Origin of the sequence: Caulobacter sp. HMWF025 (assembly GCF_003060965.1) — a bacterium.
In the GTDB taxonomy this organism is placed as follows: Bacteria; Pseudomonadota; Alphaproteobacteria; order Caulobacterales; family Caulobacteraceae; genus Caulobacter.
Genome location: NZ_QAII01000085.1, coordinates 1 through 14,093, shown reverse-complemented (window position 1 = coordinate 14,093; position 14,093 = coordinate 1). Strand labels below are relative to the sequence as shown.

General features: G+C 65.9%; 12 protein-coding genes and 1 pseudogene. 2 read left to right on the top strand and 11 right to left on the bottom strand.

Annotated elements, in window-relative coordinates; all coding sequences use genetic code 11:
- The 9 genes from DBR10_RS09815 to hfaA all read right to left on the bottom strand — a co-directional run.
- On the bottom strand, positions 1–572 hold a 572-nt coding region (locus tag DBR10_RS09815; RefSeq protein WP_233243358.1), incomplete at its 3' end, for an ABC transporter permease.
- Between the two features lie 5 nt (positions 573–577).
- Positions 578–1,330 (bottom strand): ABC transporter ATP-binding protein, encoded by a 753-nt coding sequence (locus DBR10_RS09810; protein WP_108504182.1) that lies wholly within the window; start codon positions 1,328–1,330, stop codon positions 578–580.
- Positions 1,327–2,313: an ABC transporter substrate-binding protein gene (locus DBR10_RS09805; RefSeq protein ID WP_108504181.1), complete on the bottom strand. Its 987-nt coding sequence runs from the start codon at positions 2,311–2,313 to the stop codon at positions 1,327–1,329. The genes DBR10_RS09810 and DBR10_RS09805 overlap by 4 nt, the downstream gene beginning before the upstream one ends.
- Positions 2,314–2,382: 69 nt before the next feature.
- A complete protein-coding gene (locus tag DBR10_RS09800; protein ID WP_108504180.1) occupies positions 2,383–4,461 on the bottom strand; it encodes a hybrid sensor histidine kinase/response regulator in 2,079 nt (692 codons plus the stop codon).
- A 204-nt stretch (positions 4,462–4,665) separates the two neighbouring features.
- On the bottom strand, positions 4,666–6,735 hold the full coding sequence (locus tag DBR10_RS09795) for an ATP-binding protein (protein ID WP_158272188.1): 2,070 nt from the start codon (positions 6,733–6,735) through the stop codon (positions 4,666–4,668).
- A gap of 127 nt (positions 6,736–6,862) precedes the next feature.
- The gene (locus tag DBR10_RS09790) at positions 6,863–8,689 is read right to left on the bottom strand and encodes an ABC-F family ATP-binding cassette domain-containing protein (RefSeq protein ID WP_108504178.1); all 1,827 of its coding nucleotides are present in this window, start codon (positions 8,687–8,689) and stop codon (positions 6,863–6,865) included.
- A 160-nt stretch (positions 8,690–8,849) separates the two neighbouring features.
- Positions 8,850–10,094, bottom strand: coding sequence for a holdfast anchor protein HfaD (gene hfaD / locus DBR10_RS09785; RefSeq protein ID WP_108504177.1), 1,245 nt, complete (start codon positions 10,092–10,094; stop codon positions 8,850–8,852).
- Positions 10,012–11,025 carry a holdfast anchoring protein HfaB gene (gene hfaB / locus DBR10_RS09780; protein WP_108504176.1) on the bottom strand — a complete coding sequence of 338 codons (1,014 nt, stop codon included), beginning with the start codon at positions 11,023–11,025 and terminating at the stop codon, positions 10,012–10,014. Before hfaB ends, hfaD begins: the two co-directional genes overlap by 83 nt.
- On the bottom strand, positions 11,015–11,461 hold the full coding sequence (gene hfaA / locus DBR10_RS09775; RefSeq protein ID WP_108504175.1) for a holdfast anchoring protein HfaA: 447 nt from the start codon (positions 11,459–11,461) through the stop codon (positions 11,015–11,017). The genes hfaB and hfaA overlap by 11 nt, the downstream gene beginning before the upstream one ends.
- 99 nt (positions 11,462–11,560) lie before the next feature.
- Between hfaA and DBR10_RS09770 the strand changes: the two genes are divergently transcribed.
- Positions 11,561–12,244, top strand: a complete 684-nt coding sequence (locus DBR10_RS09770) for a rhomboid family intramembrane serine protease (RefSeq protein ID WP_233243357.1) — start codon at positions 11,561–11,563, stop codon at positions 12,242–12,244.
- Positions 12,245–12,301: 57 nt separating this feature from the next.
- Positions 12,302–12,733, top strand: a complete 432-nt coding sequence (locus DBR10_RS09765) for a CBS domain-containing protein (protein WP_108504174.1) — start codon at positions 12,302–12,304, stop codon at positions 12,731–12,733.
- Positions 12,734–12,814: 81 nt separating this feature from the next.
- Here the strand turns inward: DBR10_RS09765 and DBR10_RS09760 are convergent, their stop codons facing one another.
- Together DBR10_RS09760 and DBR10_RS19920 are read right to left on the bottom strand one after the other, a co-directional pair.
- The gene (locus DBR10_RS09760; protein ID WP_108504173.1) at positions 12,815–13,243 is read right to left on the bottom strand and encodes an RrF2 family transcriptional regulator; all 429 of its coding nucleotides are present in this window, start codon (positions 13,241–13,243) and stop codon (positions 12,815–12,817) included.
- Positions 13,244–13,865: 622 nt separating this feature from the next.
- Positions 13,866–14,093: pseudogene (locus tag DBR10_RS19920) on the bottom strand (hypothetical protein); the annotation flags it as partial.

Here is a 14,093-nt window from a genome sequence, read left to right as displayed (position 1 = left end):
ACGACTGCACCGATCACGGCCAGTCCGGTTGCCACCTTGTGTCCTTCGAGCAGCGACGGAATGGCCGAGGGCAGGCGCAGCCGCCACAGCCGCTGGGACGGGCTGGCCCCGTAGAGATCAAACAGCCGGCCGAGGTCGGGATCGACAGCCTTCAGCCCCGTCAGTGCGCCCGAGAAGATCGGGAAGAAGGCCACGACGGCCGCAAGGCCGACGACGGCGCGCTCGGGATGATCGATCCCGGCCCAGATCGTCACCAGCGGCGCAATCGCGACGAGGGGCGTGACCTGCAGGGTCACGGCAATCGGCCGGACGGCATCCTCGATCAACGGGCTGAAGCTGACGGCCAGGGCCAGGGTACAGGCCAGGACACTGGCGATCACCAGGGCCAGAAGCGCGGTCGACAGTGTCCCCCAGGCCGAGGCCAGCAAAAGGCTCCATCCGTCGCACAGGGCCGTCCAGATCGCGCTCGGCGGGGGCAGCAGGTAGGGCGCGATGCCAAGCCGGGCACAGGCGACTTCCCAGATGATCAGAAGGACGCCGATGAGGATCAGCGGCGACAGGATCGGCGACAGGGACTTCATGCCGCGCGCGTCCCGGCCCGGGCAAGGAGGCCTGAAACGGTTTCCGCCGCCTGACGGAAGGCTTCGGTGGTTCTGAAGCCGGGTGGTCGCACCAGGGGCGCATCGATAATGACCTCGCCGGCGATCAGGCCCGGTCCCGGGGTCATGACCACCACGCGCGCCGCCATGTAGACGGCTTCCTCGACATTATGGGTCACGAAGACGACGGCCGGGGTCAGGTCTGCCGCCAGCGCCAGGACGTCATCGGCCAGGACCCGTCGCGTAATCTCGTCGAGCGCTGCGAAGGGCTCGTCCAGCAGCAGCAGGCGCGGCCGGGTGACCAGGGCTCGGGCCAGGGAGACGCGCATGGCCATGCCGCCCGAAAGCTGGGCGGGGCGGGCGTTCAGGGCGTCGCCCAGGCCGACCCGGGTCAGGGCGTCAGCGGCGGCGATGCGGGCTTCGGGGCGCTTTTCGCCGGCCAGGTCCAGGGGGAGGGCGACATTGTCGAGGGCGCTGAGCCACGGGGCCAGGGTGGCAGCCTGGAAGACCACGGCGGTTTCACCCTTGCCGGTCGCGCGGGTCACTTCGCCCCGGCTGGGTTGCTCCAGCCCGGCCAGCAGGCGCAGGGCGGTCGACTTGCCGCAGCCCGATGGGCCGACCAGCGCCACGATCTCTCCGGCCCTGAGGGTCAGGTCGACCGGTCCGAGGGCACGGCCCCGCCGGGGGTAGTCGACCTCGACCGCCGAAAGCGCCGCGATCGTCTGACTCATTGCGGCTTCGGTGAAAACTGCAGGGTGTATGCGCGCCTGTAGTCGAGATCCTTGGGATAGACCCCCTGCTCGGAGGCGACCTTGAAGAACTCGGCCCAGCGGGCGTCGGTCATGGCACCGATGCCGTCCTGGCCGACGATTCCGTAGGTCCGCATCTTGTCGCGGGCCTGATCCAGCACATCCTGGGTCATCTCCGGATTGTCTTTCAGGATCGCCGCATCGCCCGGCTTGGCGTCGCCATACAGATAGGATTTCCAGCCGGCGGCCGTGGCCTCGACGAAGGCCTGAACGGCGGCCGGATTGCGTACAATGAGGCTGTCAGGCACCAGGGCCATCGAGGCGTAGGAGGGATAGCCGTTGTCGGCCAGCAGGAAGACGGCCGGCTTGAGCTTGCCTTCCTTCTCGATGAGGTAGGGCTCGCTGGTCACATAGCCCTGCTGGATCACCCGCTTGTCGGCGAGGAAGGGTGCGGCGCTGTAGTTGTACTTGCGGACCTGATCATCGGTCAGGCCGTACTTGGCTTTGAGCCAGACCCAGAAGGCCGTGATCGAGGCATCCGACAGCAGGATCGGATGGCCCTTCATGTCGGCGATTGACGCGATCCCCTGGTCCGGGTGGGCGATCAGGACCTGCGGGTCCTTCTGCATGAAGGCGGCGACGGCCTTAACCGGGGCCTTTTCCTTGGCGAGGTTCATGACGACGAAGCTGTTGGAGCCGACCCCGACATCCACGGCCCCGGTCGCCAGAAGCTGGGGCACGTTTACCGCCGGCCCCCCCTGGATCAGGGTCACGTCCAGGCCCCGCTTGGCATATTCGCCGGTGGCCAGCGCCTGGTAGTAGCCGCCCAGCTCCGCCTCGGCCCGCCAGTCGGTCGCCAGCTTCAGGGCCGTCCGGCCAGCGGCTTCGGGGGCGGTCTTCTCTGCCGGAGAACAGGCGGCAACCACAGCGCAGAGCGCCAAGACGACCAAGCGACGAACACCCATGAGTCTCTCCCGGACGATACGTGCCAAGGTTTAGGCGCGTACGGGGAGTCTTCCAAGAGAGATCAGCGATCAGGTAAGGCTGTCGGGGGGAGGGGCGTTCAGCCAGCGGTCGACCTTGGCATAGAGCAGCTCGCGCTGGATCGGCTTGGCGATGTGATCGACCATGCCGGCCGCATAGCAGCGCTCGACCTGCTGCGGCAGGGCATCGGCGCTCATGGCAATGATCGGGACGTGCGCCGCAGGAGAGGGCAGGTTGCGGATGGCGCGGGTGGCGGCCAGCCCGTCCATCCTGGGCATGTGAATGTCCATCAGGATGATGTCGTAGCGGCCCTGGCTTGCCGCCTCGACGGCCTGCTGACCGTCCTCGGCGATATCGACCTGGCATCCGGCCAGGGTCAGCAGCGCCACACCGATCTCGCGATTCATCGGGTGATCGTCGACCAGCAGGATCCTGGCCGCGCTGGGCGGCGGCACGGGGCGGGGCTCCGGGACGTCCAGGGGTTCGGCCGGCAGGGCCATGATTTCGAACCAGAAGCACGAGCCGCGCCCGGGAACACTGTCGACGCCGATCCGCCCGCCCATCAACTCGACCAGGGCGCGGCTGATCGCCAGGCCAAGACCCGCGCCGCCATAGGTGCGGCTGGCCGAGCTGTCGACCTGGGAGAACCGCTGGAACAGCAGGGGCAGTTTTTCGGCGGAGATTCCGACGCCGGTATCGATGACTTCAAACCGCAGGCGATCCTCGCCGTCTCCGGCTTCGACCAGCAGGCGCGCATCGACGCGGCCGGCATCCGTGAACTTTACGGCATTGTTCAGGAGGTTCAGCAGCACCTGGCGCAGGCGCACTTCATCCAGGTCGTGGGTAGCATCCAGCGGGTCGATGACCTCGACATTCAGGCTGAGACCCTTGGCCCGGGCTTCCGGGGCCATGATCGCGACCGTGTCTCTTAGCAGTGCGGCGGCAGACGTGGGCTGGGACAGGAGGTCGACCTGCCCGGCCTCGACCCTGGAGAAGTCCAGAATGTCGTTGACTACAGTCAGCAGGGCCCCGCCGGCGGAGTCGATCAGGTTGACCTGCCGGCGAGCGTCCGGTGGCAAATCCTGTCGTGCCGCCAGCAGTTGGGCAAAGCCAAGGACACTGTTGAGGGGCGTCCGGATCTCGTGGCTCATGGTCGCCAGGAACTCGGTCTTGGCTTCGGTGGCGGCCAGGGCCCGGGCCCGCGCCGCGCGCGTCAACTGCTCCCGACGGACCAGGAGTCGTTTGAGCCGCTCCTGCTGGGCGAGGGCCAGGCCGGTGGCGAGGCTCATGGTGAACAGGAGAGCGATAAAGACCTGCACGATCCGGATCGGATTGGCCGTGCCCCATCGCAGGCCGATGATGTCGTTGCTGGCCGAGGTGACCAGCGGGATGGCGACGCTGGCCACGATCAGCGAGCTCTCGGCCGCGCCGCGGGCCCCTAGGCGGAAGGCGGCGATCATCGCAAACGGGAAGATCATGAAGGGCGCGAAGAAGCCTCCGGGATAGAAGCAGGTCGCTGTGATCAGGGCGATGGCCGCATACAGCGCCAGGCGCTCGCCGAGGGGGCGGCGGAAATTGCGGCGGTGTTCGGCGTCGAGCAGGATCAGGGACGCGGGCAGCACAATAGCCAAACCCAGCCCGGAGCGGGCAAACCACGCCCAGAGCAGGATCAGGAACGGCCCCCCATCCATGAAGTAGAGAAAGGTCGCGCAAAGAATGGCGAAGGCCAGGGCGATCGGCGCGCCCATCGCGACCAGAAGGGCCAGCTGCCGCATGGTCCGTACCCGGGGGGGGCCGCCCCAGGCCCTTCGGGTCACGGTCCAGAAGGCATAGGCCAGGCCCGTGTCGAGCCCGGCATAGATCAGGGCCTTGGCCGGCGTATCCCCGACCAGGAGGCCGAACGCCACCTGGGCGCAGAACGTCATAACGGCCAGGCCGATACCGCGTCGGCGATGCAGGACCATCAGCCCAAAGACCAAGAGGGCGGTCGCGGGCCAGAAGGTGGCGATCCCGAGGGCTGTGCGGGTGAGGATGTCGCTGAAGGCGAGGCTGGCCACAATCGCGACAGCCAGCGTCAGCAGCAGTGTCGTCTGCCTTTGCTGTTCGCGCTCTGCCAGTCGTTGCTGCATGCCGGCTCCGTCCCTCGCGACCAATACGCTCAAGCCCTTTCGCGGTTGCTGGCAATCAGGCCGCTGTGGCGCTTTGCCGCAGACGTCTTCGACAGGCCACAGGGACGGCTGGTACCCGCTGATTCTGGGTCGGGCCTGCCCGGCGCTTCATCTTGAGGATGCATGGCATGCTCGGAAATTCAAGTTTCTGCAAAGCTTGGTGGCTCAGGCCGCCAGCGCTGCCTGCGCCAGGCAGCGGTTGATTGCGGCATAGAGAGCCTGACGTTCAATCGGCTTGGCGACATGGTCGACCATGCCGGCTTTCAGGCAGCGTTCAATCTGATGGGGCATGACGTCCGCGCTGAGGGCGATGATCGGGGTCAGGCCCGTGGGGCCGGGCAGGGCGCGGATGGCGCGACTGGCCGCCAGTCCGTCCATGCGCGGCATGTGAATATCCATCAGGACCACGTCGAAGCGGGTTTCGGCGACCAGTCTGACCGCTTCGTCGCCGTCCTCCGCAGTCACCACGCTGCAGCCGGCCAGTTCCAGCATGGCCTTGCCCAGTTGCCGGTTCATCGGGTGGTCGTCGACCAGAAGGACCCGAGCCGCAGGCGCCTCTTCCGAAACCTCAAGATCCGCCGCCGAGTGCTCCATGACCACGACGGGCAACCGGACCGAGAAGGTTGAACCCTGGCCCGCAGCGCTCACCAGACTGATGTCACCGCCCATCAGGTTGACCAGGGCCTTGCAGATGGCCAGGCCAAGGCCCGTGCCGCCATAGCTCCGGCGGATGGAACTGTCCGCTTGCTGGAAGCGCTGGAAAAGCAGGGTCTGTTGCTCGGACGCAATGCCGATACCCGTGTCCGACACGTCGAGGGCCAGCACATCGCCATCCCCGCCATCCTGGATCCGAAGTGAGACCCTGATTGTGCCGCGCTCCGTGAACTTCACCGCATTATTCAGGAGGTTGAGCAGAACCTGCCGCAGCCGGGTCTCGTCCAGCCGATAGGTCTGGTCCCCGTCGTCGGCGTCGACCGAGAGGACCAGCCCCTTGGCCTGTGCGGCCGGTGCAATAATCGACACGGCATCGTTGAGCAGGGCGCGCGGGTGGACCGGGCGGAGGTCGAGTTCGATCCGGCCGGCCTCGATCCGGGAGAAGTCCAGAACGTCATTGACGATCGTGACCAGCGATCCGCCGGCGCTGGCGATCAGATCAAGTTTGCGATGACCCTCGGGAGAAAGGGTTTCGCTGCGCCCCAGGAGATCGGCAAAGCCGAGGATGCTGTTGAGCGGGGTCCGGATCTCGTGGCTCATCGTGGCCAGAAACTCGGTCTTGGCCAGGCTGGCGGCCTGGGCGCGAACCCGTGCGGCCCGGGCTGTACGCTGGCGGCGCACCAGCAGGCGTTTCATTCTGTGCTGCTTGGCGAGCACCAGGGCGGCGGCCAGGCAGGTGAAGAAGATCGTGATGACGAAGGCCTGGATCATCCGGAAGCGGTCGGGCTCGTTCCAGACCGGATTGATCGTCGTTGGGCCACGCCCCATCATCGTCAGCGGTGCCGCAATGGCACCGACGATCAGCGCGCTCCAGGCGGCGCTGCGGGGCCCCAGCTGGAACGCCGCCAGCATGGCGACCGGGAAGATCAGGAACGGCATGGGGTTGGCCGTACTGTTGAAGGCCATGGCCGTGGCGAGACCGACCAGGCCATAGAGCACCATGTTCAGCCACAGGGGTTTGCGGAACGCTGCCTCTGTATCCGGCGTCATCAGAACCAGAGCCGCCGGCAGGGTCACCGCCTGGCCGAGGGCGTTGGCAAAGGCCCAGTCGGCAAAATAGTCCGTGATGCTCTCGTTTTCGGCAAAGGCGCACAGTGCCGACCCGACCGTCGCCATCAGGATGGTGATCGGCAGGGCCAGCACCACGATCTGCAGGGCCTGTTGCAGGCTGCGGATATGGACCGGGCGCTTCAGGACCTGGCGAACCATCAGGGCGATCAGGATCGCCTCGACCGTGTCGCAGGCGGTGTAGATCAGCGCGACCGCGGCAGGGTCTCCGGCCAGGGTGTGCATGACGATGCAACTGATGATGCAGGTGACCAGCATGGCGAGCGGTCGCCAGCCTTCCAGGCGCAGCAGGCCAACCGCGAGCAGGGCATTGCAAGGCCAGAGCGCCGGCATGCCGGTCGGGCCACGGGTCTTGAGGTCGTAGAAGGCCAGGAAGGCGACATAGACAGCAAGGAGCACCGCCAGAACAAGGTTCTGGCGCCGCACATCGCGGATCGCTCCGGCCGCTGTCATCGATCTTCCGCCCCCGGGGTCGTTCCGGCGCACCTTGGCGCGGAAATCACAATATCCGGTTGAGATCGAAGCACGGGGACAGGGGAACCGGCGCTGTGGCATTCCGCCACGGCGGCGCCCGTCCGGATCAGCCAGCCATGGTCTCGCGCTTTTCCTCAAGCGCCAGCCAGTCCTCCTCGGCGGTCGCCAGATCCGCCCGGGCCTTGTCGATCGCCTTCATCACCTTGTCGAAGCCGACCGGATCGCGAGCATAGAAGTTCGGATCCTCCAGCTTCTTCTCGAGATCGGCGATGATCTTCGGACTGGCGGCGATCAGGGCCTCGCACTCCTCGAAACGGCGCTGATCCTTGTAGGACAGCTTGCCGCTCTTGCGGGGCGGCGGGGGCGCGGCCACGACCGCCTTGTGCGAGCCCGTACCGGTGGCGAAGTCGCCGGCCGCGCCGCGTGCGCCCTTGAAGAAGTCTGGGCTCTGGTCGATCAGATCGGTCCAGCCGCCGGGGGTCTCGAGGACGGCACCATGGCCGTTCATCGCAATGGTTGAGGTCGCGAGCCGGTCGATGAAGTCCCGGTCGTGGCTGACCAGGATCAGCGTCCCCTCGAAGTCGGCCAGCAGTTCCTCGAGCAGGTCGAGGGTGTCCATGTCGAGGTCGTTGGTCGGTTCGTCCAGCACCATCAGGTTGGTGGGCGAGGCCAGGGCCCGGGCCAGCAGCAGGCGGTTGCGCTCACCGCCCGACAGGCTGGTGACCGGCTGGCGCAACTGGGCCTCGGTGAACAGGAAGTCCTTGGCATAGGCCGCCACATGCTTGGGCTGGCCGCGCACGAGGATGGAGTCGCCGCCACCCGGGGTCAGGAAGTCCCACAGGGTCATCTTCTCCGACAGCGCCATGCGGTTCTGGTCGACATAGGAGATCTCGAGATTGGTCCCGAGGGTCACCGTGCCGGCGTCGATGGGGATTTCGCCCAGCAACATGCGGACCAGGGTGGTCTTGCCCGCCCCGTTGGGACCGACCAGCGCCACGCGGTCGCCGCGCAGGATGCGGGTCGAGAAGTCCTCGATAATGACGCGGTCGCCGAAGCGCTTGGTCACGCCCTTGGCCTCGACCACCTTCTTTCCCGAGATGGCGGCGGTTTCGACAGCCATATAGATGGCCCCGCGCTTGTCGCCCTGCAGGTCCTTCTTCTGGCTGCGCAGGTCCATCAGGGCCCGACGGCGACCTTCATTGCGGGCCCGGCGGCCCTGGACGCCCCGCGCCAGCCAGGCGTTTTCCTTTTCCAGCTGCTTGTTGAGGCGACGTTCCTCGTCGGCCTCGGCGGCCAGGACCTGTTCGCTCCAGAGCTCGAACTCGGCAAAGCCCTTGTCGAGGCGACGCACCTTGCGATGCTCCAGCCAGAACGTTCGCTGGGTGACCCGATTGAGGAAGGCGCGGTCGTGGCTGACGATCAGCGCGGCGCATTTCGAGGCGGCCAGTTCCTCTTCCAGGGTCTGGATGGCGAAGATGTCCAGGTGGTTGGTCGGCTCGTCCAGCAGCAGCACGTCGGGCTGCTCGGCGAAGGCCCGCGCCAGGGCCGCGCGGCGACGCTCGCCGCCCGACAGGCCCTGGGTGCCCTTCTCGGGATCCAGCCCGAAGTCTGCCAGGGTGGCCTGGGCCTCATAGTCCTGGGCCCCGCCGGCGGTGCAGTAGTCGAGCAAGGTCTCGCCGGTGATTTCCGGTTCCTGGCTGACGAAGATGATCCGGGCCCCCGGCTGCACCGAACGTTCGCCGCTGTCCGGCTCGGCACCCTGGGCCGCGAGGATCTTCAGAAGCGTCGACTTTCCCGCGCCGTTGCGCCCGACAAGACAGGCGCGCACCCGGGGCTCGAGCGCCAGGTCGACGCCGTCGAACAGGGGCTTGGCACCGTCGGCCAGTCGTACGTCCTTGAGCGCCAGGACCGGGGCGCGGGGTGGGGAAGCCATGAGTGATCGTTCTCGGGGAGCGTCGGAAAGTCGCGAAGCAGGGCCCTATATCAGGGATGGCGGCGAAGAAACGCCTAAATCCGGCGCAGCCCGGGGGCTATGCCGTTTCCGTCCCTGAAGGGCTGGCCTGCGAGGCGATCAGTCCGCGTCCGGCCCCGGATCAGTGACCGGGCGAGCTCACATGGAAGCTGGCATTGTTGCCGGTGGCCGTGCTGATCCCGACGATCGAGCGACCATAGCTGCCCACCGTCACAGTGTTGCGGGCGGCGACATCGACATTGTTGGCCTGGGTATTGTTGACGCTCATCGTGCCGCTGCACAGCGAGCACGAATAGCCCGTCACCGCATTGCCCATGGCCGTTGCGCTGCTGACGGCGTCATAGCCGCTTTCGCCGCCGAAGCTGGCGATCACCTCGACACCGCCACCGTCATTGGTCTGGACATTGTCCAGCACCAGGGCCTGGCCGTAGTTGCCGGCGAGGGCCGAGTTGCCGACCCCCTGGGCCGTCACCTGGGCCGCACCGAACTGGTAAGAGGTCTCTTCGGCCTGGGCCCGAACATAGGCCGTGTTGTACTGGTGCGCGGCGACGTCGAGCAGGGGACCTTCATTGCTGGCTGACAGATTGTTGCCGCTGGCTGAGGCGGCGGTGCTGGTCAGATAGCTGTTGCCATAGGCCGTGAACTTGCTGGCCTGGGTGACGGCGGCCGTATTGGCCTGGTCGGTGATGATCCGCGCCGCCGACTGGTTGCTGCCGCCCAGGGTGATGTTGTTGGCCGTGGCCACGCCGGACACCGCCGAGGTGCCGGTGACATGGCGCACGACCGCGCCGCCGTCGGCCAGCACGCCCGCCTGGTTGTTCTGGGTGATGCGCGCGCCGGCCGAGCCATTGACCAGGGTCACCCCCTGGGTATTGCCGCTGGCCAGGGTGCTTATCGAGACGTCGGCGATCTCGGCGTCCTCGGCTTCAAGCTGGCTGCGGGCCGTGGCCGCTGCAAGATTGCGCTGGACCATGAAGGCCGACAGTGTGCCGCCGACCGCTGCGGCCGTGCCCGAGTTACCGGCGGCGACCGTGGTCATGCTGCTGGTCGCGCCGGCCGTGCCGGTCAGGTTGACCACCCCATGGGCCAGCACGGTGCCGGAATTGTCCTGGTTGGAGGTCATGGACGCATCGGCGTCCTGAACCGACACCATGGCGCTGTTGGCCGGGGCGGTAGTCGTGGCCGTAAAGCCCTCGCTGACGGTCTGGACGTTCAGGGTCTGCCCGGCGAAGACGTCACCGAGATTGATCTGGTTGTTCAGGACCGGGCTGGAGGTCGTCTGGCTAGTAGCGGCCCCGCTCAGCATCGCGCAGATCGGGATCGCGGCGAGCGTTCCAGCGAGACGGGTCTTCGCGGGTCTGCGCATTGTTGGTTCCCAGATTGTTGTAGGCGGGTACGAACGCGCCGGTGTGGCCCACGGTGGCATCGCCCATGGGGTCGAACTGCATGCAGCCCTGCGGACCCGGCATGCCGTAGAGATTGGCACTGAACTCGACGACCGAGCGCTCGATCAGGGCCCGAACCGCCAGCTGGATCGGCTCCAGGGCTCCTCGGCCGCCCGAAATGTCGAAGATATTGCCATTGAGGAAGTCGAACACGCCGACACTGACCTCGCGGCCCACGACCTGCTTCTGGTAGGCGACCACGTCGACCACCTCGAGGGTGCGGGTGTTCACCAGCCGCAGGTCGAGCGCGATGTTCATCACGAACACCCGGCGCTTGAAGTTGCCCTTTAGCCCGTCGGTATCCTTGTCGCCGGCATAGGCGTCCACGCCGGCCGAGCGGATGTTGTAGTTCAGCTCGGTGATGCCGCCGACCACATAGAAGTCAGAGCCCGGGACCTGGCCGGCCAGGATGCGGCGGTAGTCGGCCGGGACATCGGCCCCCGGGGCCGGCCGGTCGCTGATCAGCTTGTTGTTGGCGTACTTCAGCTCGAATTCCGAGACCGAGGTATCGAACCGTTCGACCATCGGCATGCCGGCCTTGGCGAAGGCGGTCATGGCCAGCAGGGAAGCCCCCTGGGTGACCTTGCGGCCTGAGCCGTCAGACTCTTCCTTGCCGGTATAGTCCGCGATCCGGCCGATCGCCACGCGCGGGGCGATGATGCGGTTCTGCTTGGCGTACTGGTTCAGGCAGACCAGGGCCGTGGAATAGTCGGTCGGATTGGCCGTAACCGGCGCGGTGCCGATCGGCGTGGCGTAGTTGCCCGCCGTCGAGACCGCCGGCACGCTGGCGCAGGCGGTCAGGCCGCTGCACGCCAGGGCGGCCAGGACGAAGGTGAGGCGCTTACTTCCCATTGGAGACCCCGCCGTTGACCGTCGAGCCTGCGGTGACGTTGCCGGTGTTCACCTGGTTCGAATTGACGATCACGGTGTTGTTGTTGCCCTGGGTGATGACGGTCAGGTTGTTGCCGATGGCCGTGGCACCGCTGTAGCCGCCCAGGCTTCCGACCCCGGAATAGGAGTCGAGCGAGCCGGAGGAATGGCTGGAGGAATAGACGCTCTGGTCGGCCCCGGTCAGCATGACGCCGTCGACGATGATGCGATTACCGTAGGCGTCACGGGTGGAGTACTCGACGACCCGGTTTTCCTGACCGGCGATACGGCCATAACCGGCATTGAAGCCGGCGGAATTGGTGGTCATGGTCTGGGCGGCCGCAGTCCCGGCCAGGCCCAGAAGGGCGATGCCCAGGCCGGTGCCGAGACCGAGTCTGTTTTTCCAATGCCAGGCCATGGGAGCCTCCGCGACTAAGGACGCGCGGGGTGCGAGCACACCGACGTCAAAACCCTATGCTGTCAGGTCTAGCGCCAAGGTCTCGCAAAAGGGTTAAGCATGTCGGGCAGCAGTTCCGGTGCGGAGCGGGCGACCCTATCTGAGACGATGATGACCCAGGACCGCCGCGAACCGCTTTTCAATACGCCCCTGCCACCGCTGCTGGCGGTGGCCAGCATCCTTCTGCCGCACTTGCTGATGGCGGGGGCGAGCGATGCGACACTCTATGAGTTGGCCCTGGTGCCGGCCCAGGTTGCATCCGGCGCTCTGTCGGGGCTGCTGACCTACAACTTTCTTCATAGTGGCTGGGCCCATGCCGGACTGAACGCCGCCTTTGCCCTGGCGTTCGGCGCGCCGGTGGCCCGGCTCCTGGGGCAGGGCATCCGGGGTACGGTCCTGTTCGGGCTCTTCTATATGATGTGTGGTGCGCTTTCGGGGGCGGGCCATGTGCTGCTGCAGCCGGCCTCGTTGGACCCGGTGGTCGGCGCGTCCGGTGCCGTGGCGGGCCTGATGGGTGCCGCCGCGCGCCTGCTGGATCGCCCGGGCCAACTGAGCAGCCCCCTGGCCCCCAGAGCCCTGTCGCTGGCGGTGGCCTGGCTGATCACCAACCTCGTCCTGGCGGTCGCCGGAGAGTTCATGGGCCTGGGCCGGGTTGCCTGGGACGTCCATCTGTTCGGCTTTGCCGTCGGCGCGCTTCTGGTCTCGCCATTCGCCGCCCTGGCCGGCAAGTCACAGACCCATTGATCCCGGGGCGGCTTTGCGAGACCCTCCCTCTATATAAGAACATAAGGGAGGTGCGCTGTGCTGGTTTCTCAGATTTTGAAGGACAAGGGCGATCTCGTTTTCACCGCTTCACCGCAGGAGACTGTGGGGGCGGCTGCGGCCCTGCTCCATTCCCGCCGGGTCGGGGCCATGGTGATTGTTGATGCCGATGAGGCGGTGGTCGGGATCCTGTCCGAGCGTGACATTGTACGGGTCATCGCGCGGGAAGGGGCCAGCGCCCTGACCAAGCCGATCACGGCCTGCATGAGTTCCGAAGTCATCTTCGCCCACCCGGAAGAGTCGGTCGATGCCCTGCTCGAGCGGATGTCGGACCGTCGCATCCGGCACCTGCCGGTCGTGCGGGGGGGGCGTCTGGCCGGGATCATCTCGATCGGTGACCTTGTGAAGTACAAGATCGATGAGGCCCAGGCCGAGGCCGACGGGCTCAAGGCCTATATTTCGGCCGGCTAGTCCGGTTGACCGACCGCGTCGTCCGGAGCCGGGCGGCGCGCCGGTCTGGGTCTTACCGGAAGGCGAGGGGGCAGAGGGCTATCAGCCCAGCAGGTCTGCCCCTTCACCGTTCACGGCATCGGCGAGGCTGTAACCTTCAAGCACGGCCGCCGTGGCATCACGCGCCCTGAGCAGGGCCTCGCGAAGTGCGCAGGTCGCCAGATCCCGGCAATCGTCACAACGCTTGAAGGCCGTGCGGCTGACGCAGGGGGTCAGGGCCAGGGGGCCGTCGACCAGACGAATGATCTCGGCAAAGCTGATTTGGTCCGCCGGGCGGCCCAGGCGGTAGCCCCCAAACTTGCCGCGCCGGCTGATGACCAACGCCTGGCGACTGAGCGACAGCAGGATCGCTTCAAGAAACTTGCGCGGCGCATCGGCGCGCTGCGAGAGCTCCCCTGCAGTGACCTGATCTTCGGCGCGGGCCAGTTCGATCATCGCGCGAAGGGCATAGCGCGCCTTTTGGGACAACATGGATGCCGATACTCCTCAGGCGCCGATTTCTGGGCGACGCGCGGAGCGGACGCAAGCATCCGTGCACAGTTCAATCGGGCGACTGGGGATAATTGTCGTCATTCTGTCTTGCAGGGGTGGAAATCAGGCCCTAGAAGCCGCCCCTCGCTGCGGGGCAGACTTTCCCGTCCGGCGAAACCGGGGCCGATTTGGCCTTGTGTTTCACTGGATCGATCGTTAGTCTCCGCAGCCTCAATCGAATCTGTCACGGAAATGACAAGCGCTCCCGTCGGGCGCGCTTACGGCTCCGGTTTTGCCTTATGGTGCGGCATCTGTCGTTCTTCTGGTGAATTCAGAGAGCCCGGTTGACAGGAGGTATTGGCTTCTTTAGAAGCCGCCCTCCCTGAGATGTTTGGAGGCTTTCAAAGAGCTTTCAAGTATTTCAAAGGAACGGTTTGAGTTATCGCTTCGGGATTTCTTGAAGAAATAGCTTGACTGGATTTGGTGGCGTCTTTAAAAGCTGCCAACTCTGAATTCCCTGCCTCGCGGCGGGGCAGTTTGGAAAAGTCAGAAAGTTTTGAAAAAAACGATTTGACATGGAATTCGGGGTTCGCTAGATAGCCGCCTCCGCCGACATCGGGCGCTAAACGATGGGGCCGCTGAGGCGGTTCGGGTCTTTGACATTGTTGATTTGGAAAGAGAAACGCAGGCGGCGGCGCTCTGGCGATAGACTGAGAAGGTCTATCTCGAACGCTGACAAATGCGGTCTCTTGAAGACACCATGAATATCATGGACCAAAGCTTCGGCTTTGATCCATCGATGTGATTGGGAACTCGTCAAGATACTATGCAAACCAGAACCGGATCGTGG